Consider the following 26,368-nt stretch of genomic DNA (forward strand, 5'->3'; position numbering starts at 1 on the left):
TGGCGCCACACTATCCCCCATGAAAACCCTCGCCCCGAGCTATCTCAAGCATCAGTTCCTGATCGCCATGCCGCACATGGCCGATCCGAACTTCGCCCAGACCCTCACGTACATCGTCGAGCACAACGCCAATGGCGCCATGGGCCTGGTGGTCAATCGGCCCCAGGAGCTGAACCTGGCCGACATTCTCGAGCAGTTGCGCCCGGACGAGGAACCTCCCGCCAGCACCTTGCAGGTGCCGATCTACCAGGGCGGCCCGGTGCAGACCGACCGCGGCTTCGTGCTGCACACCAGCGAATGCAGCTACCAGGCCACCGTCGAGCTGCAGGGCCTGTCGCTGTCCACCTCCCAGGACGTGCTGTTCGCCATCGCCGGCGGCGTGGGCCCGCAGAAAAGCCTTATCACCCTCGGCTACGCCGGCTGGGAAGCCGGCCAGCTGGAAGCGGAGCTGGCCGACAACGCCTGGCTCAACTGCCCGTTCGACCCCGAGATCATCTTCGGCCTGGCCAGCGACCAGCGCCTGGAGGCCGCGGCCGCCAGCCTGGGCATCAACCTGAGCCTGCTGACCAGCCAGGCGGGCCACGCCTGATGGCCGAGCTGCGCCTGCTGCTGGGCTTCGACTACGGCAGCAAACAGATAGGTGTGGCCGTCGGCCAGGTGATCACCGGCCAGGCCCGCGAGCTGTGCACCTTGAAGGCACAGAACGGCGTGCCGGACTGGGCCCAGGTGGAAAAACTGATCAATGAGTGGAAGCCCGACGCCATCGTCGTCGGCCTGCCGCTGAACATGGACGGCACGCCCAGCGAAATGAGCGCCCGCGCCGAGAAGTTCGCCCGCCGCCTCAATGGCCGCTTCAACCTGCCCGTGCACACCCACGACGAGCGCCTGACCACCTTCGAGGCCAAGGGCGAACGCCTGGCCCGTGGCGGCCAGCGCGGCAGCTACCGCGACAACCCGGTCGATGCCATCGCCGCCGCCCTGCTGCTGCAAGGCTGGCTGGAGGCCAACACCTGAATTCCCGCCTCAGCGTCGGGCCAGCCCGGCGCCCTCCAGGAGACACGCAATGAGCCTACCCAATCCCGCCGACCTGATCCGGCAGATGGCTGTCGACCTTCGCGCCCATCTGGCCCGCCGTGGCATCACCGAACCACGCTTCATCGGCATCCGCACCGGCGGCGTCTGGGTAGCCCAGGCCCTGCAGGCAGAAATGGCCGACAGCAGCCCGCTGGGCACCCTGGACGTGTCCTTCTACCGCGACGACTTCAGCCAGAACGGCCTGCACCCGCAGGTGCGCCCATCGGAGCTGCCGTTCGAAGTCGAGGGCCAGCACCTGGTGCTGATCGATGACGTGCTGATGAGCGGCCGCACCATCCGCGCGGCGTTGAACGAGTTGTTCGACTACGGGCGCCCGGCCAGCGTGACGCTGGTCTGCCTGCTCGACCTGGATGCCGGCGAACTGCCGATCCGCCCCAACGTGCTTGGCGCCACGCTGTCGCTGGCCGCCCATGAACGGGTAAAATTGACCGGACCCGCACCGCTCGTCCTCGAGCGCCAGGACCTCGCCACCGCTTCCGCCCTTTAAGAGTCCCCTCGCGATGACGCCAATCGACGCCAAGCGCCCGCTGCAGCTCAATGACCAGGGCCAGCTGCGCCACTTCCTCTCGCTCGACGGTTTGCCCCGCGAACTGCTCACCGAGATCCTCGACACCGCCGACTCGTTCCTCGAAGTCGGCGCCCGGGCCGTGAAGAAAGTCCCGTTGCTGCGCGGCAAGACCGTGTGCAACGTGTTCTTCGAGAACTCCACCCGTACCCGCACCACCTTCGAACTGGCCGCCCAGCGCCTGTCGGCCGACGTGATCAGCCTGAACGTGTCGACCTCCTCGACCAGCAAGGGCGAGACCCTGTTCGACACCCTGCGCAACCTCGAAGCCATGGCCGCCGACATGTTCGTCGTGCGCCACTCCGACTCGGGCGCCGCGCACTTCATCGCCGAGCACGTGTGCCCGGACGTCGCGGTCATCAACGGCGGTGACGGCCGCCATGCGCACCCGACCCAGGGCATGCTCGACATGCTCACCATCCGCCGCCACAAAGGCAGCTTCGAGAACCTCTCGGTGGCGATCGTCGGCGACATCCTGCACTCGCGCGTGGCCCGCTCCGACATGCTCGCGCTCAAGGCCCTGGGCTGCCCGGACATCCGCGTGATCGGCCCCAAGACCCTGATCCCGATCGGCATCGAGCAATACGGCGTGAAGGTCTACACCGACCTGGCCGAAGGCCTGAAGGACGTCGACGTGGTGATCATGCTGCGCCTGCAGCGTGAACGCATGGCCGGCGGCCTGCTGCCCAGCGAAGGCGAGTTCTACCGCCTGTTCGGCCTGACCACCGCACGCCTGGCCGGGGCCAAGCCCGATGCCATCGTCATGCACCCGGGGCCGATCAACCGCGGCGTGGAAATCGAGTCGGCGGTGGCCGACGGCAAACACTCGGTGATCCTCAACCAGGTCACCTACGGCATCGCCGTGCGCATGGCGGTGCTGTCCATGGCCATGAGCGGGCAGAACGCGCAACGTCAATTCGACCAGGAGAACGCCCAGTGACCCTCAGCATTCTTGGCGCCCGGGTCATCGACCCCAAGACCGGCCTGGACCAGGTCACCGACCTGCACATCGACGGCGGGCGCATCGCCGCCATCGGCGCCGCCCCGGCAGGCTTCAGCGCCAGCCGCACGATCCAGGCCGATGGCCTGGTCGCCGCGCCGGGCCTGGTCGACCTTGGCGTCTCCCTGCGCGAGCCGGGCTACAGCCGCAAGGGCACCATCGCCAGCGAAACCCGCGCCGCCGTGGCCGGTGGCGTCACCAGCCTGTGCTGCCCGCCGCAGACCAAGCCGGTGCTGGACACCTCGGCCGTGGCCGAGCTGATCCTCGACCGCGCCCGCGAGGCCAGCAACAGCAAGGTCTACCCGATCGGCGCCCTGACCAAGGGCCTGGAAGGCGAGCAACTGGCCGAGCTGGTGGCCCTGCGCGACACCGGTTGCGTGGCCTTCGGCAACGGCCTCAAGGAAATCCCCAACAACCGCACCCTGGCCCGCGCCCTGGAATACGCCGCCACCTTCGACCTGACCGTGGTGTTCCACTCCCAGGACCGCGACCTGGCCCAGGGCGGCCTGGCCCACGAAGGCGCCATGGCCAGCTTCCTCGGCCTGCCGGGCATCCCCGAGAGCGCCGAGACCGTGGCCCTGGCGCGCAACCTGCTGCTGGTCGAACAAAGCGGCGTGCGCGCCCACTTCAGCCAGATCACCAGCGCCCGCGGCGCGCAGCTGATCGCCCAGGCCCAGCAGCTCGGCCTGCCGGTTACCGCCGACGTGGCGCTGTACCAGCTGATCCTCACCGACGAATCGTTGCGTGAGTTCTCCAGCCTCTACCACGTGCAACCGCCGCTGCGCAGTGCTGCAGACCGCGACGGCCTGCGCGAGGCGGTGAAGTCGGGGGTGATCCAGGCGATTTCCAGCCACCACCAGCCCCACGAGCGCGATGCCAAGCTGGCCCCGTTCGGCGCCACCGAGCCTGGCATCAGCAGCGTCGAGCTGCTGCTGCCACTGGCCATGACCCTGGTCGACGATGGCCTGCTCGACCTGCCTACCCTGCTGGCGCGGCTGACCAGCGGCCCGGCTGCGGCCCTGCGCCTGCCAGCCGGTGAGCTGAAAGTGGGTGGCGCGGCCGACCTGGTGCTGTTCGATGCCAAGGCCTCGACCGTGGCGGGCGAGCAGTGGTTCTCGCGCGGCGACAACTGCCCGTTCATCGGCCACTGCCTGCCGGGTGCGGTGCGTTATACCTTGGTCGATGGGCATGTCTGCCACGAGGGCTGAGTAGGCCTTGCGGCCTCATCGCCGGCAAGCCGGCTCCCACAGGGATTTGCAGCGCTGCAGCCACTGTGGGAGCCGGCTTGCCGGCGATGAGGCCAGCACTGCCAGGTAGCAACCATTCATCCCCCCCGGTTGAAATCCTTCCCCCCACCCCCATATGAGTCTGCATCAGGCATTTTCGCCCCGCTGCGTGGAGACTCTCCCCTTGACCACCATCGTTTCTGTCCGCCGTCACGGCAAAGTCGTCATGGGTGGCGACGGCCAGGTATCCCTCGGCAACACCGTCATGAAAGGCAACGCCAAGAAGGTCCGGCGCCTGTACAACGGCGAAGTGATCGCCGGTTTTGCCGGTGCCACCGCCGACGCCTTCACCCTGTTCGAGCGCTTCGAAGCGCAACTGCAGAAACACTCCGGCCACCTGGTGCGCGCCGCCGTCGAGCTGGCCAAGGAATGGCGTACCGACCGCTCCCTCAGCCGCCTGGAGGCCATGCTGGCGGTCGCCAACAAGGACGCATCCTTGATCATCACCGGCAACGGTGACGTGGTCGAACCCGAAGACGGCCTGATCGCCATGGGCTCCGGCGGCGCCTACGCCCAGGCCGCAGCCCGCGCCCTGCTGAACAAGACCGACCTGTCGGCGCGTGAAATCGCCGAGACTGCCCTGAACATCGCCGGCGACATCTGCGTGTTCACCAACCACAACCTGACCATCGAGGAGCAGGACCTGGCCGAGTGATCAGTTGTTTTGGCGTCCCGCTCGCTGCGGGACTTTTCCACACTGATTGCCCCGCTCGAGGACCATTTTCATCATGTCCATGACCCCCCGCGAGATCGTCCACGAACTCAACCGCCACATCATCGGCCAGGACGACGCCAAGCGCGCCGTCGCCATCGCCCTGCGCAACCGCTGGCGGCGCATGCAGCTGCCTGCCGAGCTGCGTGCCGAAGTGACGCCGAAGAACATCCTGATGATCGGCCCTACCGGCGTCGGCAAGACCGAAATCGCCCGCCGCCTGGCCAAGCTGGCCAACGCGCCGTTCCTCAAGGTCGAAGCGACCAAGTTCACCGAAGTGGGCTACGTCGGCCGCGATGTCGAATCGATCATCCGTGACCTGGCCGATGCCGCGCTGAAGATGCTGCGCGAGCAGGAAATCGTCCGCGTGCGCCACCGTGCCGAAGACGCCGCCGAAGACCGCATCCTCGACGCCCTGCTGCCGCAGGCGCGGGTGACCAGCTTCAGCGAGGAAGCCGCGCAGACCAGCAGCGATTCCAACACCCGCCAGCTGTTCCGCAAGCGCCTGCGCGAAGGCCAGCTGGACGACAAGGAAATCGAGATCGAAGTCGCCGACAGCGTGGGCGTCGAGATTGCCGCGCCGCCTGGCATGGAAGAGATGACCAACCAGCTGCAGAACCTGTTCGCCAACATGGGCAAGGGCAAGCGCAAGGCGCGCAAGCTCAAGGTCAAGGAAGCGCTGAAGATGGTTCGCGACGAAGAAGCGAGCCGCCTGGTCAATGAGGAAGAGCTCAAGGCCAAGGCCCTGGAAGCGGTGGAACAACACGGCATCGTGTTCATCGACGAGATCGACAAGGTGGCCAAGCGTGGCAACGTTGGCGGCGCCGACGTGTCCCGCGAAGGCGTGCAGCGCGACCTGCTGCCGCTGATCGAAGGCTGCACCGTCAACACCAAGCTGGGCATGGTCAAGACCGACCACATCCTGTTCATCGCCTCCGGCGCGTTCCACCTGAGCAAGCCGAGCGACCTGGTGCCCGAGCTGCAGGGCCGCCTGCCGATCCGCGTGGAACTCAAGGCACTGACCCCGGAAGACTTCGAGCGCATCCTGCAGGAGCCGCACGCCTCGCTGACCGAGCAGTACCGCGAGCTGCTCAAGACCGAAGGGCTGAACATCGAGTTCCAGGCCGACGGCATCAAGCGCCTGGCCGAGATCGCCTACCAGGTCAACGAGAAGACCGAGAACATCGGTGCCCGCCGCCTGCACACGCTGCTGGAGCGCTTGCTCGAAGAGGTGTCGTTCAGTGCTGGCGACCTGGCCAGTGCCCATGACGAAACGCCGATCCAGATCGACGCGGCCTACGTGAACGGCCACCTGGGCGAACTGGCGCAGAACGAAGACCTGTCGCGTTACATCCTGTAAGGCCAATCGCCGGCAAGCCGGCTCCCACAAGCAGCGCTGGCCACTGTGGGAGCCGGCTTGCCGGCGATGGGCTGCGCAGCAGCCTCTTGCACTATCCCCAGAATCTCTCGAAGCTTGCACCATCAGCTCCCCAGAGATTCTGCCCATGGCCCGCCTGCCCACCGCCATCAACCTGCACAAAGCCTCCAAGACCCTCAGCCTCACCTACGCCCCCGGCGAGGTCTACCAATTGCCCGCCGAGTTCCTGCGCGTGCACTCCCCGTCCGCCGAGGTCCAGGGCCACGGCAACCCCATCCTGCAGTTCGGCAAGATCAACGTCGGCCTGGTCGGCCTGGAACCTGCCGGCCAATACGCACTGAAACTGACCTTCGACGACGGCCATGACAGCGGCCTGTTCACCTGGGAGTACCTGGAACAGCTCTGCCTGCGCCAGGAACAGCTCTGGGCCGAGTACCTCGACGAACTGCACAAGGCCGGCAAATCCCGCGACCCGGCCGAGTCGGTGGTCAAACTCATGCTCTAGCGCAAGCCTTCCAGGGTTTAGAGCGCATTTTCTAATCTCATCTGCTTGAATGCCCTACAGACAGCCCGCAATCGGGCTGTCTTGCGCATTACATGAAAGTCGGGTAACCAATGGGGCTGGCAAGTTCCCTGCATCGCCAATGAGGCAAGCAGGGCCAGGCCGGTTTGTAGAGGTCGCGAGCGAAAGCAGGCTGTCTTCACACGCAGATTCCCCCGCAGCTCATCGCCGAAAGCATCCGGCCCGCAGCACCGCTGTTCCTTATCACTGGTCACCCGAGTAGCAGTACCGGGCAGCAGACTGTGCATGTGCCACAGCAAACCGGTACTCGTCTCAGGACAACGGAGCGTCGTAGATGAGTAACAAGAACAACGATGAGTTGCAGCGGCAGGCCTCGGACAACACCCTGGGGCTGAACCCGGTCATCGGCATCCGCCGCAAGGACCTGCTGAGCTCAGCGCGTACCGTGTTGCGCCAGGCCATGCGCCAGCCGCTGCACAGTGCCAAGCACGTGGCCCACTTCGGCCTTGAGCTGAAGAATGTGCTGCTGGGCAAATCCACCCTGGCCCCGCAGAGCGACGACCGTCGCTTCAGTGACCCGGCCTGGAGCAAGAACCCGCTTTATCGACGCTACCTGCAGACCTACCTGGCCTGGCGCCAGGAGCTTCAGGACTGGATCGGCGAAAGTGACCTGTCAGCCCAGGACATCGCCCGCGGCCAGTTCGTCATCAACCTGCTGACCGAGGCCATGGCGCCCACCAACACCCTGTCCAACCCGGCCGCGGTCAAGCGCTTCTTCGAGACCGGCGGCAAGAGCCTGCTCGATGGCCTGTCCAACCTGGCCAAGGATGTGGTCAACAATGGCGGCATGCCCAGCCAGGTCAACATGGACGCCTTCGAAGTGGGCAAGAACCTCGGCAACTCCGAAGGCGCCGTGGTCTACCGCAACGACGTGCTGGAGCTGATCCAGTACAGCCCCATCACCGAGCAGGTGCATGCCCGCCCGCTGCTGGTGGTGCCACCGCAGATCAACAAGTTCTACGTGTTCGACCTGAGCCCGGAAAAAAGCCTGGCGCGCTTCTGCCTGCGCTCGCAGCAGCAGACCTTCATCATCAGCTGGCGCAACCCGACCAAGGCCCAGCGCGAATGGGGCCTGTCGACCTACATCGATGCGCTCAAGGAAGCGGTCGACGCGGTGCTGGCGATTACCGGCAGCAAGGACCTGAACATCCTCGGCGCCTGCTCCGGCGGCATCACCTGCACCGCGCTGGTCGGCCACTACGCCGCCCTGGGCGAGAACAAGGTCAATGCCCTGACCCTGCTGGTCAGCGTGCTCGACACCACCATGGACACCGATGTGGCGCTGTTCGTCGACGAGCAGACGCTGGAATCGGCCAAGCGCCACTCCTACCAGGCCGGTGTGCTCGAAGGCAGCGACATGGCCAGGGTGTTCGCCTGGATGCGCCCCAACGACCTGATCTGGAACTACTGGGTCAACAACTACCTGCTCGGCAACGAGCCGCCGGTGTTCGACATCCTGTTCTGGAACAACGACACCACGCGCCTGCCGGCCGCCTTCCACGGCGACCTGATCGAGCTGTTCAAGAACAACCCGCTGACCCGCAGCAATGCCCTGGAAGTGTGCGGCACCGCCATCGACCTGAAGAACGTCACGTGCGACATCTTCAGCGTGGCCGGCACCACCGACCACATCACCCCCTGGCAGTCGTGCTACCGCTCGGCGCACCTGTTCGGCGGCAAGATCGAGTTCGTGCTGTCCAACAGCGGCCACATCCAGAGCATCCTCAACCCCCCAGGCAACCCCAAGGCGCGCTTCATGACCGGCGCCGACCGCCCGGGTGACCCGGTTGCCTGGCAGGAGAACGCCGACAAGCATGCCGACTCCTGGTGGCTGCACTGGCAGAACTGGCTGGGCGAGCGCGCCGGCGACCTGAAGAAGGCGCCCACCCGCCTGGGCAACCGCGCCTACGCCGCAGGCGAAGCCGCACCGGGTACCTACGTTCACGAACGATGAGCTGCAACGCCGTGGCCGCCAATGGCGCGCCACGGCGCTTTTTTTTGCCACCACAGAGCCACGCGCATGTCGCAACCCTACATATTCAGGACCGTCGAACTGGACGACCAATCCATCCGCACCGCGGTGCGGCCGGGCAAGCCACACCTGACGCCGCTGCTGATCTTCAATGGCATCGGCGCCAACCTGGAACTGGTGTTCCCGTTCATCGAAGCGCTCGACCCGGACCTGGAAGTGATCGCGTTCGACGTACCGGGGGTGGGCGGCTCTTCCACCCCGCGCCACCCTTATCGCTTCCCGGGTTTGGCCAAGCTCAGCGCGCGCATGCTCGACTACCTGGACTACGGCCAGGTCAATGTCATTGGCGTTTCCTGGGGCGGCGCGCTGGCCCAGCAGTTCGCCCACGACTACCCCGAGCGCTGCAAGAAACTGGTGCTGGCGGCCACGGCGGCCGGCGCGGTGATGGTGCCGGGCAAGCCCAAGGTGCTGTGGATGATGGCAAGCCCGAGGCGCTACGTGCAGCCCTCGCATGTCATTCGCATCGCCCCGCTGATCTACGGCGGCGGCTTTCGCCGCGACCCGGAGCTGGCCATGCACCACGCGGCCAAGGTGCGCTCCGGCGGCAAGCTTGGCTACTACTGGCAGCTGTTCGCCGGCCTTGGCTGGACCAGCATCCACTGGCTGCACAAGATCCAGCAGCCGACGCTGGTGCTGGCCGGTGACGATGACCCGCTGATCCCGCTGATCAACATGCGCCTGCTGGCCTGGCGAATTCCCAATGCCCAGCTACACATTATCGACGACGGCCATCTGTTCCTGATTACCCGGGCCGAGGCCGTCGCCCCGATCATCATGAAGTTTCTCCAGGAAGAACGTCAGCGCGCGGTCATGCATCCGCGCCCCGCCTCTGGCGGTTGATAGTCGCTGCCCGCGAATCCGGTAAGACGAGGGAGTGTTGCCATGAAAGACAAACCGGCTCGAGGAACGACAACGTCTCCCGCCACCAGCATGAACGTGCAGAACGCCATACTCGGCCTGCGCGGGCGCGACCTGATTTCCACGCTGCGCAGCGTCGGCCGCCAGAGCCTGCGCAACCCGCTGCACACCGCCCGCCACCTGCTGGCCCTGAGCGGCCAGCTGGGCCGCGTGATGCTGGGCGACACCCCTTACCAGCCAAACCCGCGCGACAGCCGCTTCAACGACCCGACCTGGAGCCAGAACCCGTTCTACCGGCGCAGCCTGCAGGCGTACCTGGCCTGGCAGAAGCAGACGCGCCTGTGGATCGAGGAAAGCCACCTCGACGACGATGACCGCGCCCGCGCGCACTTTCTGTTCAACCTGATCAACGACGCCCTGGCGCCCAGCAACTCGCTGCTCAACCCGCTGGCGGTCAAGGAGCTGTTCAATACCGGCGGGCAGAGCCTGGTGCGTGGCGTGGCCCACCTGCTCGATGACCTGCGCCACAACGACGGCCTGCCGCGCCAGGTCGACGAGCGCGCCTTCGAAGTGGGCGGCAACCTGGCCGCCACGCCCGGCGCGGTGGTGTTTCGCAACGAGATGCTGGAGCTGATCCAGTACAAGCCGATGAGCGAGAAGCAGCACGCCCGGCCAGTGCTGGTGGTGCCGCCGCAGATCAACAAGTACTACATCTTCGACCTGCAGCCGAACAACAGCTACGTGCAGTACATGCTCAAGCATGGCCTGCAGGTGTTCATGGTGAGCTGGCGCAACCCCGACCCACGGCACCGCGAATGGGGCCTGTCGAGTTATGTGCAGGCGCTGGAAGAGGCGCTCAACGCCTGCCGCAGCATCAGTGGCAGCCGCGACCCCAACCTGATGGGCGCCTGCGCCGGCGGCTTGACCATGGCCGCGCTGCAAGGCCACCTGCAGGCCAAGCACCAGCTGCGCAAGGTGCGCAGCGCCACCTACCTGGTGAGCCTGCTGGACAGCCAGTTCGAAAGCCCGGCCAGCCTGTTCGCCGACGAGCAGACCATCGAGGCCGCCAAGCGCCGCTCCTACCAGCGCGGGGTGCTGGACGGCGGCGAGGTGGCGCGGATCTTCGCCTGGATGCGGCCCAACGACCTGATCTGGAACTACTGGGTCAACAACTACCTGCTCGGCAAGACGCCACCGGCCTTCGACATCCTCTACTGGAACGCCGACAGCACCCGCCTGCCCGCGGCCCTGCACGGCGAATTGCTGGACTTCTTCAAGCTCAACCCGCTGGCCCACGCCACTGGGCTTGAAGTGTGCGGCACGCCCATCGACCTCAAGCAGGTGGACCTCGACAGCTTCACCGTGGCCGGCAGCAACGACCACATCACCCCGTGGGATGCCGTGTACCGTTCGGCCTTGCTGCTGGGCGGCGAGCGGCGCTTCGTGCTGTCCAACAGCGGCCATATCCAGAGCATCATCAACCCACCCGGCAACCCCAAGGCCTACTACCTGGACAACCCCAGGCTGTCGAGCGACCCACGCGCCTGGTTCCACGATGCCCAGCGCAGCGACGGCAGCTGGTGGCCCTTGTGGCTGGAGTGGATCACCCCCCGCTCCGGCCCGCTCAAGGCGCCGCGCCTGGAGCTGGGCAACGCCACCTATCCACCGCTGGGCCCTGCGCCAGGCACCTATGTCCTGACCCGATGAGCAGCCTGCCTGGATGAAAACCCGCGACCGTATCCTTGAATGCGCCCTGCAGCTGTTCAACGCGCAGGGCGAGCCGAATGTCTCGACCCTCGAGATTGCCAACGAACTGGGCATCAGCCCGGGCAACCTGTACTACCACTTCCACGGCAAGGAGCCGCTGGTGCTGGGCCTGTTCGAGCGCTTCGAAGAAAGCCTGATGCCGTTGCTCGACCCGCCGCTGGAGGTGCGCCTGGAGGCCGAGGACTACTGGCTGTTTTTGCACCTGATCGTCGAGCACATGGCCCGCTACCGCTTCCTGTTCCAGGACCTGTCGAACCTGACCGGGCGCCTGCCCAAGCTGGCCCGTGGCATGCGCAGCCTGATCAATGGCCTCAAGCGCACCCTGGCGGCGTTGCTGGCCAGCCTCAAGGGCCAGGGGCAGGTGGTCAGCGAAACCCAGGCGCTGGGGCAGCTGGTGGAACAGATCAGCCTGACCCTGCTGTTCTCGCTGGATTACCAGCGGGTGCTGGGGCGTGAGGGCGATGTGGGGGTGGTGGTGTATCAGGTGATGATGCTGGTGGCACCGCACCTTGAGGAGAAGCCGCGGCAGGCAGCGCAGCAGCTGGCCCGGCGGTATCTGGAGGGGTAGGCCTGGCGCCATCGCCGGCAAGCCGGCTCCCACAGGTACCGTGGGAGCCGGCTTGCCGGCGATGGGGACGACGCGGTATCAGGCCTGAGTGGCTGCGTTCACCGGTGCCGAGGGTGCGCTGCTGGCCGGGGCGGCGCTTGGCGCAGGCGCGGCGGTGGCGGCCGGGGTGGCGCTGGCAGCCGGTGCTGCAGGCTTGGCGGCGGCCGGTTTGGCCGGGGCCTTCTTCACAGCAGGCTTCTTCGCCGCAGCGGGTTTGGCCGCAGCAGGCTTGGCCGCAGGTTTGGCCGCGGCAGTCTTGGCTGCTGGTTTGGCAGCAGGCTTGGCCGCAGCGGTTTTCGCCGCAGGCTTGGCCGGGGCCTTGGCCAGTGGCTTGGCGGCGGTCTTGCTGGCAGCAGGCTTGGCCGCAGCTGCGCGCGAGCGCGCGGAAACCGGGGTCACCGAAGCGCCGGTCAGTTTCTCGATCTGCTTGGTCAGGCTGTCGACCTGCTGGTGCAGGGCCTTGATCTCGTTGCGGCTTGGCACGCCAAGGCGCGAGATGGCGCTGTTGAGGCGCTTGTCGAAGGCCTCTTCGAGCTCGCTCCACTTGCCCAGGGCGCGGTCTTTCACGCCAGACACGCGGGAAGTGGTCGAGGACTTGGCGTTCTCGGCCACGTCTTCAGCGGTTTTCTTCGCCTGCTTCTCGGCCTTCTCGCCATCTTTGACCAGCGAATCGAACAGCTTCGGGCCGTCCTGGTCGACCTTCGAATAGATACCCAGCCCCGCCAGCCAGATCTTGCGGGAGTACTTCTCGATCCCGCCGATCCAGGAGCTGCCTTCTTTGTCGGAATTCTTCTTGCCAGCCATCCTGCTCTCCTTATGGTTTGTGCGCGACGCGCTCGAGCAGCTCGTGCAGCTGTTCAAGCTTGATGGACAACGCCTCAACGTCATGTTTAGACGGAATGCCGAGGCGATTCAAGGCGCGGCCCACCCGTGCGTCGAAAGCCTTTTCGATCTTGTCGAGCTGAACCTCGACCTTGCCGCGTACACGGCTGACTTCATGGGTCGCTTCGTCGAGCTGATGGTTGGCGGCATCGAGCTCTTTGTCGATGCGCTTCTTGCCACGTTTCTCGACGCCTTCACCGGCTTTCACCAGTTCCTGGAAGTAGTCGGAACCTTCCTGGCCGACGCGCGCATAGGCGCCGATGCCTGCCAGCCAGATCTTGCGTGCGTACCCGCGAACTTCACCCAAGGTGCTCTGGGCGTCATCCGTCTTCTTCACATTCACTTTGGCCATGCTCTGTACCTCATGCTCATGAGTGGAGGGGAGGAACCGCCCATGGAGGTTGGGCTTGAGCATAAGGTAGTGAGGCAAATTAGAATCTTCACCCTAAGCTCGCGCTGACCTATCTACCACCGCCGCCCAGGCACCGCCGCCGAACATGCGCCTCCCTTGCCAACGGAGCGCCGATGCCATGCCCCATTCACTCCCCTGCCACGCCTTCAAGCAACAGGTGGCCGCCCACTTCGCCGACCGCCCGGACCTGCGCAGCGTCATGGCCAGGGCCGCCTTCGAGGCCCTGGCAGGCCGCTACCCGTGGATCCGCAGCAATCACCCGACGCTGCAGTCGCTCGAGGGCATGGCCATCCTGCATGCGCCGCAAGGCCCGGATGCGGCGCAGCAGAGTGACCTGCTCGATACGCTGCTTGCGCATTTCTTGAGCGGCCGCAGCATGGCCTTGGCCGCCACCGACCAGCTCAGCCTGCAGCCCCCGGCGGTGTTCCGCGCGCAAGCACACAACCCCACCATCGACCTGCGCATGGACGATGTGAACCAGGCGTTCGACGACATGCTGGCAACCGTTGCCCTGAGCTTTCAGCTGGCCCAGGTCAGCTTCTGGAATGGCCAGCAGGGCGACTCGCAGGTGTCGCGCCTGCGCTGGCTGGAGCAGATGCTCAAGGCAACCCTGCTCAGTGCGCTCGAACGCCAGGGCCTGGCCGAGGGTGCGAAAAGGCTGTTGTACGCGTGGCTTGCCGAAGACGGCAGCACGCCCGCCTTGCAGGGGCTGCAGCTGTCATTGCGGCATCAGGGGGTGGAGTACCGCCAGGTATCGGCGGACCTGCTGCTGATCGCCGAGCGCGACGACGCCCGCCTGGTACTCTGGTGCCAGCCATCAGGCACTTTGCGGTGCTTCGACGACCTGCCCGGGTTTGCCCTGGCCCTGCGCGACGCGCTGGCCGACCAGCATGACTTCGACACACTGTCGTGGGCCTGCTCGCCGGTAGTGGGCGATGCCTTTCGCTACCAGGCCAGCCAGTTGCTCAACGCCATCTTGCAGGGCATCGAGCGCGTGCCGCTTTGCACGATCGCCAAGGTCAGCGAACTGGAGCACCTCTACAGCCAGCGCTGCGACCCATCCTCGGTATTCCCGGAGCACGCCTGCATCGACCGCCAGGCGCCGGCCATCGCCCTGCCGGCCTGGCTCGCCCAGGCCAGCGCCAGCGACCGCTTCGACTACCACCGGGCAATGCTCACGCTGGCCGCACGCCAGGCGCTGGCAAAAGGCACGGCAGCGCCGGACGGCTTCGACGACCTGCAGCGCTATACCACCCGCCGCCTGCGCGAGCAGATGCAGGCGGACCAGCCCGGCTTGCCAGTGCCAGAGCCCGACCAACTGTTGATCACGATTTCCCAGGTGATCGAGGCATCGTCCAGCGGGCCGGCGCGCCTGGAGCCGCTCAAGACCGTCACGCTCACCGAGCTGGCCATCACCCGCATGCGGGCGAACCTGAATGAAGTGGCCTCGGCAATCGCCACGCCCTGCACCCAGCCCAGCCAGAGCTGGCTGAACCTCGACTACCTCAATCGGCTGGTGCAAACGGTCGACGTGGGCGGCCAATACCCCCTGTACGTCCACGCCAGGCTGCAAGACCCGGTCGATAGAGACGGGCGTATCCAGCGCTTCGCCAGCGCCTGGCGCAACAGCCTGCTGCTGGACGCCCTGCAGGCCAGGATCGAGGGGCACGTGAGCGAGCCTGCCTGGCACGCACTGGCGCCATGGTGCCGGGGCGCGGCAACTGCTGCGGGTGCCGCCAAGGTAGCGCCGCTGGCCTTTCACTGCACACCGGGCGCCAGCCGGGCGAACCGGGTGCACGGCATGTTCGTGATCGAGGTGGCCCACACCTGGCTGCTCTATCGCCCCCTGAGCGCGACCCGCAGGCTCGTGGCCTACGCCAGCCAGGCGGACCTGATGGCCGCTATTCGTCGCGCCGGCCAATTGCAGCAAAGCGTCCTCGCCTGGCTGGATGATGCAGACCGCCCCCTCTACGACAACGGCGGTTTCAGCGTGCCCAACCTGCACCCGCACCTGGCCGAACTGGCCGAGTTGCTGGGGCCCGGCTCCGACCTGAGCTTCCAGAGCCTGGCGCAATTGCGGGCCCCGGCCAGCCTGGCCTTCAGCGCCTGGGCCGAGGACCTGCACAGCCAACTGCTGCAAGCCCATGCCGAGGCGATAATACTGCTGGCTTCGCGCCAGAGCGCCTCCAATGCCGAACTGCGCTGGGCGATGGTGGTGCAGTTGGGCTGGATGGCGTTCAACACGGTCACCGTGCTGCTGCGCGGCCCCGCAGCCACGCTGGCCTGGTTGGTGGCCGCATTGGTCAGCCTGAAAACCGACCTGGCGACGTTGACCGGGGGCAGCCCCGGGGAAAAGGCCCTGGCCGCCTCCGACCTGGTCTTCAATATCGCCATGCTGCTGGTGCACGCACCCACAAGCTCACTGCCGCAGCCGGAGCAGCCCAGGCTGCGCCCGGCGCCCCGCCAGGCCGGCAGCGCGGCAACGCAGGAGCAGCCGCAGACCATCGCTTGGCAAGCGCCGGAACAGCAGCCTGCGCCCGCCCCCTTCGAGGTGAGCACCTGGGGCGATGAGCAGCGCATCGGCAACCTTCCAGCCGCGGCCCGCAACGCGCTGCTGCAACTGCGCGCCAACGTTGACCTGCAAGGGCTGGCTGCGCTGCAGCAGGGGCGCTTGCGCGGGCTATACCAGGTCGGCCAGCGCTATTACGTGAAGCTCGAGGCAACCGCCTACGAAATCGAAGAGTGCTGGACTGGCCTGCGCATCATCGGCCCCGACACCAGCAAGGGCGACTGGCAGGCATTCGGCGGCGCCTGGGATGGTTACTACATCGTCGGCCGCGAACGCAGCCGCGGGCCGTGGCTTGCGCGCTGGAACGGCGAATGGGCGATCGACCTGCGGCTGGCGGGCGGCATGCCCAGGTCACGCAAGGGCGTCATCGATGAAAACCGCAGCGCGATCATTGCCCTGCAAGACCTGCGCAAGCGCAACGATGAGACGATCATGAAGAACGAGGCCTTCCTCAAGCGCTACCTGGCACTGACCAAGCCCTACGACGATGCCGCGCGGGCATTTCGCCAGGCCTTGCTGCAACACCCGGGCGTAGCCCCTGAAGACCTGCCCGAAACACTGCAGGCACAGTTGCGCACGGTACAGGCGATGCGCAAGGAGGCCCGCCCGAACCTGCTGGTCATCTCGCTGACCTATGAAAAGCAGGCCAACCTGATGGCCTCGCAAATCGAGCTGTTCACCCAGATGAGCGAGCCCCGCTTCGCCAGGCTCGACCCTCGCGGCAGTTCGGCCTATGGCCGCGGGCAGTGGGCCGAGCAATTGATCGAAACCGACCTGCACCTGTTTCACCTGTTGCTCGACCTGACCGACTACGAGGTCCTCAGGCAGCAGTCGCAGCAACTGGTGGTGCTGCCGTTCGGTGAAGAGCAAGGGCTGCTGTACCTTGCCTTTCGCGCCAACCTTGAAGCGGCGTACACCACCCATGCGCGCGTACTGGCGGTCAGTGAACGCCTGGACCAGAACATCGCGCAGGCCCTGCTCGACAACACCCTGCAGTTCAAGAACAAGCAGTCCAAGCTTGAAGACATCATCGACCAGCGCCATTACTCGACGATCATCACCCGCGCCCAGGTCATCAGCGACCTGGCCCAGCTGGTGATTAACCGGGAGCAACTGACCAGCGACAACTTCGACGAAATGCTGCGCATGCAGGCAGCGCTGCGCAATCGCAACTTCGAGGCGGCATTGCTGAGCCATGATGGCCTGGCGGAGGCAAACCTGCCCGCCGAGGAACAGGCGGAAATCCTCGGCAATACACTGCGCGAGTACCAGGCCTCGCTGGGCAAGGCCAACTACCTGCTGTCGATGAACGACCCGGCACTGAACACTGCCCGCGTGGAGCAGTACATCCGCGAGGTGGCAGCGTTGCAGTCGGCGGCCGAGCGCGACTTGAGCAGCGCCCTGCTCGCCAGCGAAAGCGGGGCGCCTGCACAGCCTCGGCAGTTGACCTACCGCGGGCGGCCAGGCAAACCCAAGATGATCCGCACCACGCAGGGCAGAACGATCCTGGCCGAACACACCGAGGAGCAGGGCAGCCTGGCCTCCCAGACCGACCCCTTGACTCAGCAGAAGGTCCAGTACCAGCAGCACGGCGAACACTGGGAGGCCATCCCCGGTGCCGCTACTGCGCACAGCAATGCCTACCTTCGACGCGTCGGCGCCAGCCTGCTGGCGCAGAAAAACGACAAGCTTGCGCTCATTGCCCGCTACTCACGCGAACCCAACAGCCTGGCAGACCTCATGGACTGGCAAATCCAGGACATGGCGGAGATCGCCCGCCAACTGGCCGCCGGCCCGGCCGACGGCAAGGCAATGGAAACGCAGCTGAACGCAGCGGTGGAGGAGCTGCAAGCCGAAAAGCGCCGCCTGCTCATCGACGCCTACCTCAACACCCGGCACCCGGACAGCAAGGCGTTGGCCTACCTTCACCAGCAAGACCAGGTCGAGATCAGCCTCATCACCAGGCGCAAGCGGCTCAAGGCCAATGACTACCTGGATGTCTACAGCATCCATCGCAAGCAGCCCAGGCAGATGCTCTGGGAGGCGCACTTTCACTACACCAGCGCCCAGGCCGCGCCGCGCGCCTTCGCCAAGGGCCACTTGAAGTTCTGGGAGCCCCGGGCCATGGGCCGGGACGAACGGCTGGAACGCTCGCTCGCCCCGGCAGAGCGCATAGACATCTACCGGGGCGACCTGCGCCTGGCGCAGATAGAGGGGGTGATCCCGTTCCCGCCTGCCTGAAACCGCGCGGGGTCAGGCCAGCGCCTTGTCCAGCGCCCGCTCGATCTCGCTCTTGATGCTGGCGCCCATCATCGACAGCATCATGCCCAGCTTCAGCTCGACGCGAATGCTGTCATCGAAGATGTGCACGCTGCCGTTGGCGCCGCTGCGCGCCACGTCGACGCGGTCACCGTTCCAGGTCGCCTTGAGGTCGTACTCGCGGCTCAGCTTGTCCACCAGCGCTTCGGCCTTGGCACGGGCGGCCTCGCGGCCGAGGGAGTGTTTGCGTTCGACGCTGATCTGGGTCATGCGGGTGTTCCTGGATATGAAGACATAATCGCCATTATGCCCGCCCCTGCCCCACGGCACACCCCGCCAAGACAAATCCGCCCGTTCGCCCTAGAATGGCGGTAATTTTTTCCGGTGAAGCGATATGAACGACCAGCGCAAAGGCGAACACGCCGAACCCACCACGCATTTCGGCTACCAGGACGTCCCCGAGAGCCAGAAGGCGAAGAAAGTCGCCGAAGTGTTCCACTCGGTGGCCGCCAAGTATGACCTGATGAACGACGTGCTTTCCGGCGGCATGCACCGCCTGTGGAAGCGCTTCACCATCGAGCTGTCGGGCGTGCGCACCGGCAACCGGGTGCTGGACATCGCCGGCGGTACCGGTGACCTGGCCGCCAAGTTCTCGCGCCTGGTCGGCCCGACTGGCCAGGTGGTGCTCGCCGACATCAACGAATCGATGCTCAAGGTCGGCCGTGACCGCCTGCTCGACCGTGGCGTGGCCGGCAACATCGAGTTCGTCCAGGCCGACGCCGAGAAGCTGCCGTTCCCGGACAACCACTTCGACTGCGTGACCATCGCCTTCGGCCTGCGCAACGTCACCCACAAGGACGAAGCCATCCGCTCGATGCTGCGCGTGCTCAAGCCAGGCGGCCGCCTGCTGGTGCTGGAGTTCTCCAAGCCGACCAGCAAGCTGATGTCCAAGGCCTACGACGCCTACTCGTTCGCCTTCATGCCACTGGCCGGCAAGCTGATCACCAATGACTCGGAAAGCTACCGTTACCTCGCCGAGTCGATCCGCATGCACCCCGACCAGGAAACCCTCAAGGCCATGATGGTCGATGCCGGCTTCGACCGCGTCACCTACCACAACATGACCAGCGGCATCGTCGCCGTGCACCGGGGAATCAAGCCCTGATGCTGCTGGCAGGGCTGCTCGCCAGCGTCGAACATGGCCTGAACCGCGTCTTGCGCATGGACAGCACGGCCTTGCCGCGCCTGGCCGCGCTGGAAGGCAAGGTCATCGAGATCGATTGCCGCCAGCCGGCCCTGCAGGTCTTCATCCTGCCCGATGAAGAGGGCCTGATGCTCGCCGCCCACTGGGAAGGTGAGGTCGATTGCAGCCTGCGCGCCCCGGCCGGCAGCCTGCTGCAACTGGCCCTGGCCAAGGACAAGACCGGCGTGCTGCACACCCCGCAGGTCGAGCTGCATGGCGACAGCGCCGTGCTGCTCGACCTGTTCGGCGTGCTGCAGGACCTGGAACTGGACTGGGAGCACGAGCTGCAGCGCTGGCTCGGCCCGGTCGCAACCGCCCTGCTCGCCGGCCACGTGCGCCTGCGCGCGCGCTGGACCCGCCAGGGCCTGGCGCGTTTCCAGCAGAACCTTTCCGAATACCTGGCCGAAGAATCGCGCACCCTGGTGGGCAAGCGTGAAGCCGAAGCCGCCTTCAGCGAGCTCGATGCGCTGAAGGTCGATATCGAACGCCTCGAGGCGCGCCTGCAGCGCCTCTCCCGATCCCTTGATACCAGCGATAACGCATGAAGCTGCTCGCCGTCCGCCGTCTCTTTCGCATCCAGCGCGTGGTGATCCGCTACCGTCTCGATGACCTGCTGTTCGACCTGCCGCTGCCCTGGTGGCTGCGGAGCCTGCGCCTGCTCATGCCCTGGCGCTGGCTGCCACGCAAGCCGTCAGAGCTCAGCCGCGGTGCGCGCCTGCGCCTGGCGCTGCAGGACCTGGGGCCGATCTTCATCAAGTTCGGCCAGCTGCTGTCGACCCGCCGCGACCTGCTGCCCACCGACATCGCCGACGAGCTGATGCTGCTGCAGGACCGGGTACCGCCGTTCGACCCGAAAAAGGCCGTGGCGCTGATCGAGGCGCAACTGGGCGCCAAGGTCGGCGAGGTGTTCAGCCGCTTCGACGTCGAACCGCTGGCCTCGGCCTCGGTGGCCCAGGTGCATGCCGCACGCCTGAAAAGCGGTGAAGAGGTGGTGGTCAAGGTGGTGCGCCCGGGCCTCAAGCCCGTGATTGCCCAGGACCTGGCCTGGCTGTTCCTGATCGCCAAGGCCGCCGAGCGGGCCTCGGCCGATGCCCGCCGGCTGCACCCGGTGGAAATCGTCGGCGACTACGAAAAGACCATCTACGACGAACTCGACCTGCTGCGCGAGGCGGCCAACGCCAGCCAGCTGCGGCGCAACTTCGAAGGTTCGGAGCTGATGTACGTGCCGCAGGTGTACTGGGACCACTGCCGTCCCAAGGTGCTGGTGATGGAGCGTATCTACGGCGTGCCGGTCACCGACATGGCGACCCTGGCCGACCAGCGCACCGACATGAAGATGCTCGCCGAGCGCGGTGTGGAGGTGTTCTTCACCCAGGTGTTCCGCGACAGCTTCTTCCACGCCGACATGCACCCCGGCAACATCTTCGTCAGCACGGTCAAGCCGTGGAGCCCGCAGTACATCGCCATCGACTGCGGCATCGTCGGCAGCCTCACCGCCGAGGACCAGGACTACCTGGCGCGCAACCTGATCGCCTTCTTCAAGCGTGACTACCGCCGCGTGGCCCAGCTGCACATCGACTCGGGCTGGGTGCCAGCGCATACCAAGGTCAACGAGTTCGAAGCGGCGATCCGCACCGTGTGCGAGCCGATCTTCGAAAAACCGCTCAAGGACATCTCCTTCGGCCAGGTGTTGATGCGCCTGTTCCAGACCGCGCGGCGCTTCAACATGGAAGTGCAGCCACAGCTGGTGCTGCTGCAGAAGACCTTGCTCAACATCGAGGGCCTGGGCCGCCAGCTGTACCCCGACCTCGACCTGTGGAGCACCGCCAAGCCCTTCCTGGAACGCTGGATGCGCGAACGCATGAGCCCCAAGGCGGTGCTTGGCAACATCTACAGCCAGGCCGAGCAGCTGCCGCACCTGGCCGGCATGACCCGCGACCTGCTCGAACGCCTGTCGCAGCCGCACCTGCAAGACCCGCAGATGCCCGAGCGGCGCCGCAGCCAGGGCGACCGCTGGGCGCTGCGCCTGCTCGGCGCCGGCCTGCTCGGCGGCGGTGCGGTGCTGGCCACCGGCGCCGCCGAAGCGGCCAGCCTGGCCGCCCCCGCCGCTTGGCCGGCGTGGCTGATGCTGGCCGGCGGCCTGTACCTGATCGTGCGCCAATAGCCAGCCGCGCTGCTGGCTGGCACACTAGCGCAAAGGGCCCGGCACAGGAGCGGGCCCGGTTTTGGAGTCGACGATGAAAGACTGGCTGGACGAGATCAAGTGGAACAGCGACGGCCTGGTGCCGGCGATCGCCCAGGACCACAAGACCGGACGCGTACTGATGATGGCCTGGATGAACCGCGAATCGCTGGCGTTGACCGCCGCCGAACAACGCGCCATCTACTGGTCGCGTTCGCGTGGCAAGCTGTGGCGCAAGGGCGAGGAATCGGGGCATGTGCAGAAGTTGCACGAAATGCGCCTGGACTGCGATGCCGACGTGATCATCCTGATGGTCGAGCAGCTGGGCCATATCGCCTGCCATACCGGCCGTGAAAGCTGCTTCTACCGCGTCTACCAGGACGGCCAGTGGCAAACCGTCGACCCGGTGTTGAAAGACCCGGATGCCATCTACAGCGCAGGACACTGACATGAGCGACACCCTCACCCGCCTGGCCGAAGTGCTCGAACAACGCAAACACGCGGCGCCCGACAGCTCTTACGTGGCCAGCCTGCACCACATGGGCCTGAACAAGATCCTCGAGAAGCTCGGCGAAGAGTCGGTGGAGACCATCATCGCCGCCAAGGATGCCGCGCTCAGCCAGGATTACAGCGATGTCATCTACGAAACCGCCGACCTGTGGTTTCATAGCCTGGTCATGCTCAGCGCGCTGGGCCAGCATCCACAAGCCGTACTCGATGAACTGGAGCGCCGTTTCGGCCTCTCCGGGCATGATGAAAAGGCCGCTCGCGCGCCTTCTGTCTGACGTATTCCGGGGGCGCCTTGCGCCCCTTTCGCGACGCAAGGCCGCTCCTACAGGCGCCGCGTCGCAAGGTAGATTGGTGACACTGTAGGAGCGGCCTTGTGTCGCGAAAGGGCTGCAAAGCAGCCCCAAAACCAGATGACCAACACACATTTTTCAGGAGTACGAAATGGGTATTTTTGACTGGAAACACTGGATCGTCCTGCTGGTCGTCGTGGTCCTGGTCTTCGGCACCAAGAAGCTGAAGAACTTCGGCAGCGACCTGGGCGAATCGATCAAGGGCTTTCGCAAGGCCATGAACGAAGAAGAGAACAAGCCGGCCGAACAGACCCCGCCGCCAGCCCAGCCGGTTCCACCGGTGCAGGCCACCCAGCAGCAAGCCGCCGCGCCGCAGGCGCAAGGCCACACCATCGAGGGCCAGGCCCAGCCGGTCCAAGAGCCGCGGCGGAAAGACTGAGCCATGTTCGGCATCAGCTTCAGCGAACTGCTGCTCGTCGGCCTGGTGGCCCTGCTGGTGCTCGGCCCCGAGCGCCTGCCCGGCGCCGCGCGTACCGCGGGGCTGTGGATCGGCCGGCTGAAACGCAGCTTCAACGCGATCAAGATGGAGGTCGAGCGCGAAATCGGCGCCGACGACATACGCCGCCAGCTGCACAACGAGCACATCCTGCAGATGGAAGAGGAAGCCAAGCGCATCCTCAACCCGCTGGCCCCGCCTGCCCAGCCGCCCGCCGCCGCGCCCACGCCAGCACCTGCAGCGCCGCCGGCTGCGCCTGAGCAGCCCGAACAGCCTCAACCGCCGCGAGCCCCATGAGCGAAAATCCGCAAGACGACCAGCCGATGCCGCTGGTTTCGCACCTGACCGAACTGCGCACCCGCCTGCTGCGCTGCGTGGCGGCGATCTTCCTGATCTTTGCCGGCCTGTTCTCCTTCGCCCAGCAGATCTACACCCTGGTCTCGGCGCCCTTGCGCGCGCACCTGCCGGCCAACGCGACGATGATCGCCACCGACGTGGCCTCGCCGTTCCTGACGCCGTTCAAGCTGACCATGATCGTTTCGCTGTTCCTGGCCATCCCGTTCATCCTGCAGCAGATCTGGGGTTTCATCGCGCCGGGGCTGTACCGCCATGAAAAGCGCATCGCCATCCCGTTGCTGGTGTCGAGCATCCTGCTGTTCTATGCCGGCATGGCGTTCGCCTACTTCCTGGTGTTCCCGCTGATGTTCAGCTTCTTCGCCGCGGCCACCCCGGAAGGCGTGTCGATGATGACCGACATCGCCAGCTACCTCGACTTCGTCATGACCCTGTTCTTCGCCTTCGGCGTCGCCTTCGAAATCCCGGTGGCGGTGGTGCTGCTGGTGTGGATCGGCGTGGTCGATGTGCAATACCTGAAGAAGATGCGCCCCTACGTGATCATCGGCTGCTTCGTGGTTGGCATGATCCTCACCCCGCCGGACATCTTCTCCCAGACCTTGCTCGCCGTGCCCATGTGGTTGCTGTTCGAAGTGGGCGTGCTGTGCGGCAGCCTGATCCGCAAGCGCAGCCACGAGCCCGAGCAAGCCACGGACGACCACAACGACCAGCCGCCTGCGACCCAACCGTGAACCTGTTGCTCCTCGAAGAGGCCGACTTCGTCTCGGCCGACCGCGTCGTCCTCGCTGACCGGCGCTTCACCCACATGCAGGAGATCCACCGCGTGGCGGTCGGCGACACCCTGCGCGTGGGCCGTATCAACGGCCTGATGGGCAGCGCCACGGTGGTACGCCTGGCGCAGCACGAGGCCGAACTTGAAGTGGCCGTCGACCAGCCGCCACCGGCCAAGCTGCCGCTGACCCTGGTGCTGGCCGTGCCGCGCCCGAAGATGCTGCGCCGGCTGTTCCAGACCGTCGCCACCCTTGGCGTGCAACGGCTGATCCTGGTCAACAGCTACAAGGTCGAGAAAAGCTTCTGGCAAACGCCCTTCCTCACCCCCGCAAGCATCCGCGAAAACCTCATCCTGGGCCTGGAACAGGCGCGTGACACGGTGCTGCCCGAGGTGATCATCGAGAAGCGCTTCAAACCGTTCGTCGAAGACCGCCTGCCCGCCATCGCCGACGGCACCCTCGGCCTGGTCGGCCACCCCGGACCCTACCCGGCCTGCCCGCGCGCCGTCGAAGGCCCGGTGACCCTGGCCATCGGCCCGGAAGGCGGCTGGATCCCCTACGAGGTCGAGCTGCTGGGCAAGGCCGGCCTGTCGCCGGTGCAGTTGGGCGAGCGCATCCTGCGCGTCGAAACGGCTGTAACTGCCTTACTCTCAAGGATTTTCTGACAGACGGGTCAGCTTTGCCCCATCAAGTTTCCCCGGCGCAAGCCGATGGCCTGACAACACAAAAATATTCCGTGCTGTCTAGTTGCCGGGGAGTCGAAAATGTATCAATTCTTATCCCAATCGTTGGGTAATGTGAGCGTCAATCGCAAGCTGGGGCTGGGGTTCGGCCTGGTGCTTCTGCTGACCCTGGCCATCACATTGACCGGTTGGCTGGGCATGGACAGCATCATCAATCGCGGTGACAAGCTGGGCAACATTTCGGTCATCTACGGCTACACGCAAGACCTGCGCATTGCCCGCCAGCATTACCAACGCCAGCCCGACCAGGCGTCGATCAACGAACTGGACCAGGCGCTGAACAACGTCGAACGCCAAGTCACGCTCATGCTCGGCCAGATCGAGCAGCCCGCCGACCACCAGCGCCTGCAGCAGCAGCTCGACGCCATCCGCCTCTATCGCCAGGCGTTCACCGAGCTCAAGCAAACCCCCAGCGAGCAGATCCTGCAGCGCATGGCCGACCAGGGCACGGTGCTGCTGCAAACCAGCCAGGCAATGACCGAGTCGCAAACCAAGGTGCGCGACGCCGGCGCCCGCCAGGCCAAGGCCATGCTCGCCGGCGCCACCGGCCTGGCGCTGCTGCTGGGCCTGCTGGCGGCCTGGGCCATCACCCGGCAGATCATCCTCCCGCTGCGCCAGATCCTCGCCGCCGCCGAGCGCGTGGCCAATGGCGACCTGCGCCAGGACCTGCCCAGCACCCGCCGCGACGAGCTGGGCCAGCTGCAGGCCAGCATGCAGCGCATGACCCAAGGCCTGCGCGAGCTGATCGGCGGCATCGGCGACGGCGTCACCCAGATTGCCAGCGCCGCCGAAGAGCTGTCGGCAGTCACCGAGCAGACCAGCGCCGGGGTCAACAATCAGAAGGTGGAGACCGACCAGGTGGCCACGGCCATGAACGAAATGGCCGCCACCGTGCATGAAGTGGCGCGCAACGCCGAACAGGCCTCCGAGGCGGCGCTGATGGCCGACCAGCAGGCCCGTGAGGGGGATCGCGTGGTCAGCGAGGCGGTGGCGCAGATCGAGCGCCTGGCCAGCGAGGTGGTCAACTCCAGCGAGGCGATGAACCAGCTCAAGGCCGAGAGCGACAAGATCGGCAGCGTGCTCGATGTGATCAAGTCGGTGGCCCAGCAGACCAACCTGCTGGCCCTCAATGCCGCCATCGAGGCGGCCCGGGCCGGCGAGGCCGGCCGTGGCTTTGCCGTGGTGGCCGATGAGGTGCGCAGCCTGGCCCAGCGCACCCAGCAGTCCACCGAAGAGATCGAAGAGCTGATCGCCGGCCTGCAGAGCGGCACCCAGCGCGTGGCCAGCGTCATGGACGCCAGCCGCCAGCTCACCGACAGCAGCGTCGAACTGACCCGCCGCGCGGGGACCTCGCTGGATACCATCACCCGCACGGTGTCGTCGATCCAGGCGATGAACCAGCAGATCGCCACGGCGGCCGAGCAGCAGAGCGCGACGGCCGAGGAGATCAACCGGAGCGTGATGAATGTGCGGGATATTTCCGACCAGACGTCGGCGGCGAGCGAGGAGACGGCCAGCTCCAGTGTCGAACTGGCGCGGCTGGGGACGCACTTGCAGGGGTTGGTGGGGCGGTTCAGGCTCTGAGATCGCGGGGGCGCTTTGCGCCCCAATCGCCGGCAAGCCGGCTCCCACAGGGTGGGTTACCTTGCTGTGGGAGATTCTATGGTTGGGGGCAAAGTTTTTTGCCCCCGTTACTGATGTATTCGCTTTGGTTTTTCATCAGGGCGAACGCAATTCTGGCTAATTTCCGGGACAGGATGACGAGGGCCTGCGTG

General features: G+C 65.9%; 26 protein-coding genes and 1 pseudogene. 23 read left to right on the forward strand and 4 right to left on the reverse strand.

All coding sequences use genetic code 11. The annotated features are described in order from the left end of the window. Window positions 1–19 precede the first annotated feature (19 nt). From L6D75_RS10985 to L6D75_RS11040, 12 genes are all read left to right on the forward strand, one after another. Window positions 20–589 (forward strand): YqgE/AlgH family protein, encoded by a 570-nt coding sequence (locus L6D75_RS10985; RefSeq protein ID WP_176514076.1) that lies wholly within the window; start codon window positions 20–22, stop codon window positions 587–589. Beyond that, entirely contained in the window at window positions 589–1,014 is a 426-nt protein-coding gene (ruvX, locus tag L6D75_RS10990) for a Holliday junction resolvase RuvX (RefSeq protein WP_110748630.1), read from the forward strand. The genes L6D75_RS10985 and ruvX overlap by 1 nt, the downstream gene beginning before the upstream one ends. 49 nt (window positions 1,015–1,063) lie before the next feature. Then, window positions 1,064–1,582, forward strand: a complete 519-nt coding sequence (gene pyrR / locus L6D75_RS10995; RefSeq protein WP_176514074.1) for a bifunctional pyr operon transcriptional regulator/uracil phosphoribosyltransferase PyrR — start codon at window positions 1,064–1,066, stop codon at window positions 1,580–1,582. A 13-nt stretch (window positions 1,583–1,595) separates the two neighbouring features. After that, complete coding sequence (locus L6D75_RS11000) at window positions 1,596–2,600, forward strand: aspartate carbamoyltransferase catalytic subunit (RefSeq protein ID WP_008099987.1); 1,005 nt, start codon at window positions 1,596–1,598, stop codon at window positions 2,598–2,600. Beyond that, entirely contained in the window at window positions 2,597–3,868 is a 1,272-nt protein-coding gene (locus tag L6D75_RS11005; protein ID WP_176514072.1) for a dihydroorotase, read from the forward strand. Before L6D75_RS11000 ends, L6D75_RS11005 begins: the two co-directional genes overlap by 4 nt. Window positions 3,869–4,070: 202 nt before the next feature. Next, complete coding sequence (hslV, locus tag L6D75_RS11010; protein WP_012312406.1) at window positions 4,071–4,601, forward strand: ATP-dependent protease subunit HslV; 531 nt, start codon at window positions 4,071–4,073, stop codon at window positions 4,599–4,601. 73 nt (window positions 4,602–4,674) lie between these two features. Next, window positions 4,675–6,018, forward strand: a complete 1,344-nt coding sequence (gene hslU, locus L6D75_RS11015) for an ATP-dependent protease ATPase subunit HslU (protein ID WP_176514071.1) — start codon at window positions 4,675–4,677, stop codon at window positions 6,016–6,018. A gap of 145 nt (window positions 6,019–6,163) precedes the next feature. Next, window positions 6,164–6,541: a gamma-butyrobetaine hydroxylase family protein gene (locus L6D75_RS11020; protein WP_012274559.1), complete on the forward strand. Its 378-nt coding sequence runs from the start codon at window positions 6,164–6,166 to the stop codon at window positions 6,539–6,541. A gap of 352 nt (window positions 6,542–6,893) precedes the next feature. After that, window positions 6,894–8,573 carry a class II poly(R)-hydroxyalkanoic acid synthase gene (gene phaC / locus L6D75_RS11025; protein WP_176514068.1) on the forward strand — a complete coding sequence of 560 codons (1,680 nt, stop codon included), beginning with the start codon at window positions 6,894–6,896 and terminating at the stop codon, window positions 8,571–8,573. A 66-nt stretch (window positions 8,574–8,639) separates the two neighbouring features. After that, window positions 8,640–9,491 (forward strand): poly(3-hydroxyalkanoate) depolymerase, encoded by an 852-nt coding sequence (gene phaZ / locus L6D75_RS11030; RefSeq protein WP_176514066.1) that lies wholly within the window; start codon window positions 8,640–8,642, stop codon window positions 9,489–9,491. 42 nt (window positions 9,492–9,533) lie between these two features. Continuing rightward, a complete protein-coding gene (gene phaC / locus L6D75_RS11035) occupies window positions 9,534–11,216 on the forward strand; it encodes a class II poly(R)-hydroxyalkanoic acid synthase (protein WP_176514064.1) in 1,683 nt (560 codons plus the stop codon). 13 nt (window positions 11,217–11,229) lie between these two features. Beyond that, window positions 11,230–11,844 (forward strand): TetR/AcrR family transcriptional regulator, encoded by a 615-nt coding sequence (locus L6D75_RS11040; RefSeq protein ID WP_176514062.1) that lies wholly within the window; start codon window positions 11,230–11,232, stop codon window positions 11,842–11,844. 78 nt (window positions 11,845–11,922) lie between these two features. Here L6D75_RS11040 and L6D75_RS11045 read toward each other — a convergent pair whose 3' ends face one another. Then, complete coding sequence (locus tag L6D75_RS11045) at window positions 11,923–12,687, reverse strand: phasin family protein (protein ID WP_176514061.1); 765 nt, start codon at window positions 12,685–12,687, stop codon at window positions 11,923–11,925. 10 nt (window positions 12,688–12,697) lie between these two features. Beyond that, window positions 12,698–13,117 carry a phasin family protein gene (locus L6D75_RS11050; protein WP_176514059.1) on the reverse strand — a complete coding sequence of 140 codons (420 nt, stop codon included), beginning with the start codon at window positions 13,115–13,117 and terminating at the stop codon, window positions 12,698–12,700. A gap of 178 nt (window positions 13,118–13,295) precedes the next feature. On the opposite strand from L6D75_RS11050, the gene L6D75_RS11055 reads away from it, so the two are divergent. After that, window positions 13,296–17,987, forward strand: coding sequence for a DUF6543 domain-containing protein (locus L6D75_RS11055; protein WP_236193526.1), 4,692 nt, complete (start codon window positions 13,296–13,298; stop codon window positions 17,985–17,987). Window positions 17,988–17,999: 12 nt separating this feature from the next. On the opposite strand, the gene L6D75_RS11060 is transcribed toward L6D75_RS11055, so the two are convergent. Continuing rightward, a complete protein-coding gene (locus L6D75_RS11060; protein ID WP_176514057.1) occupies window positions 18,000–18,275 on the reverse strand; it encodes a polyhydroxyalkanoic acid system family protein in 276 nt (91 codons plus the stop codon). 124 nt (window positions 18,276–18,399) lie between these two features. Here L6D75_RS11060 and ubiE point away from each other — a divergent pair, with 124 nt between their 5' ends. The 10 genes from ubiE to L6D75_RS11110 all read left to right on the forward strand — a co-directional run bounded on the left by ubiE (window position 18,400) and on the right by L6D75_RS11110 (window position 26,177). Next, window positions 18,400–19,170: a bifunctional demethylmenaquinone methyltransferase/2-methoxy-6-polyprenyl-1,4-benzoquinol methylase UbiE gene (ubiE, locus tag L6D75_RS11065; protein WP_236193527.1), complete on the forward strand. Its 771-nt coding sequence runs from the start codon at window positions 18,400–18,402 to the stop codon at window positions 19,168–19,170. After that, the gene (locus tag L6D75_RS11070) at window positions 19,170–19,793 is read left to right on the forward strand and encodes a ubiquinone biosynthesis accessory factor UbiJ (protein WP_176515048.1); all 624 of its coding nucleotides are present in this window, start codon (window positions 19,170–19,172) and stop codon (window positions 19,791–19,793) included. The genes ubiE and L6D75_RS11070 overlap by 1 nt, the downstream gene beginning before the upstream one ends. After that, window positions 19,790–21,412 carry a ubiquinone biosynthesis regulatory protein kinase UbiB gene (gene ubiB, locus L6D75_RS11075; RefSeq protein ID WP_176515046.1) on the forward strand — a complete coding sequence of 541 codons (1,623 nt, stop codon included), beginning with the start codon at window positions 19,790–19,792 and terminating at the stop codon, window positions 21,410–21,412. Before L6D75_RS11070 ends, ubiB begins: the two co-directional genes overlap by 4 nt. Window positions 21,413–21,485: 73 nt before the next feature. Then, the gene (gene hisI, locus L6D75_RS11080; protein ID WP_176515044.1) at window positions 21,486–21,878 is read left to right on the forward strand and encodes a phosphoribosyl-AMP cyclohydrolase; all 393 of its coding nucleotides are present in this window, start codon (window positions 21,486–21,488) and stop codon (window positions 21,876–21,878) included. Between the two features lies 1 nt (window position 21,879). After that, window positions 21,880–22,215 carry a phosphoribosyl-ATP diphosphatase gene (locus L6D75_RS11085; protein ID WP_176515042.1) on the forward strand — a complete coding sequence of 112 codons (336 nt, stop codon included), beginning with the start codon at window positions 21,880–21,882 and terminating at the stop codon, window positions 22,213–22,215. A 166-nt stretch (window positions 22,216–22,381) separates the two neighbouring features. After that, window positions 22,382–22,669: a twin-arginine translocase TatA/TatE family subunit gene (locus tag L6D75_RS11090; protein ID WP_176515040.1), complete on the forward strand. Its 288-nt coding sequence runs from the start codon at window positions 22,382–22,384 to the stop codon at window positions 22,667–22,669. A 3-nt stretch (window positions 22,670–22,672) separates the two neighbouring features. Then, entirely contained in the window at window positions 22,673–23,023 is a 351-nt protein-coding gene (gene tatB / locus L6D75_RS11095; RefSeq protein ID WP_176515038.1) for a Sec-independent protein translocase protein TatB, read from the forward strand. Next, complete coding sequence (gene tatC / locus L6D75_RS11100) at window positions 23,020–23,811, forward strand: twin-arginine translocase subunit TatC (RefSeq protein WP_176515036.1); 792 nt, start codon at window positions 23,020–23,022, stop codon at window positions 23,809–23,811. Before tatB ends, tatC begins: the two co-directional genes overlap by 4 nt. Then, entirely contained in the window at window positions 23,808–24,515 is a 708-nt protein-coding gene (locus tag L6D75_RS11105) for a 16S rRNA (uracil(1498)-N(3))-methyltransferase (RefSeq protein WP_176515034.1), read from the forward strand. The genes tatC and L6D75_RS11105 overlap by 4 nt, the downstream gene beginning before the upstream one ends. A gap of 99 nt (window positions 24,516–24,614) precedes the next feature. Continuing rightward, window positions 24,615–26,177: a methyl-accepting chemotaxis protein gene (locus L6D75_RS11110; RefSeq protein WP_176515032.1), complete on the forward strand. Its 1,563-nt coding sequence runs from the start codon at window positions 24,615–24,617 to the stop codon at window positions 26,175–26,177. A 76-nt stretch (window positions 26,178–26,253) separates the two neighbouring features. Here L6D75_RS11110 and L6D75_RS11115 read toward each other — a convergent pair. Beyond that, window positions 26,254–26,368: pseudogene (locus tag L6D75_RS11115) on the reverse strand (IS110 family transposase); the annotation flags it as partial.

The organism is Pseudomonas faucium (assembly GCF_021602585.1).
Classification (GTDB): domain Bacteria; phylum Pseudomonadota; class Gammaproteobacteria; order Pseudomonadales; family Pseudomonadaceae; genus Aquipseudomonas; species Aquipseudomonas faucium.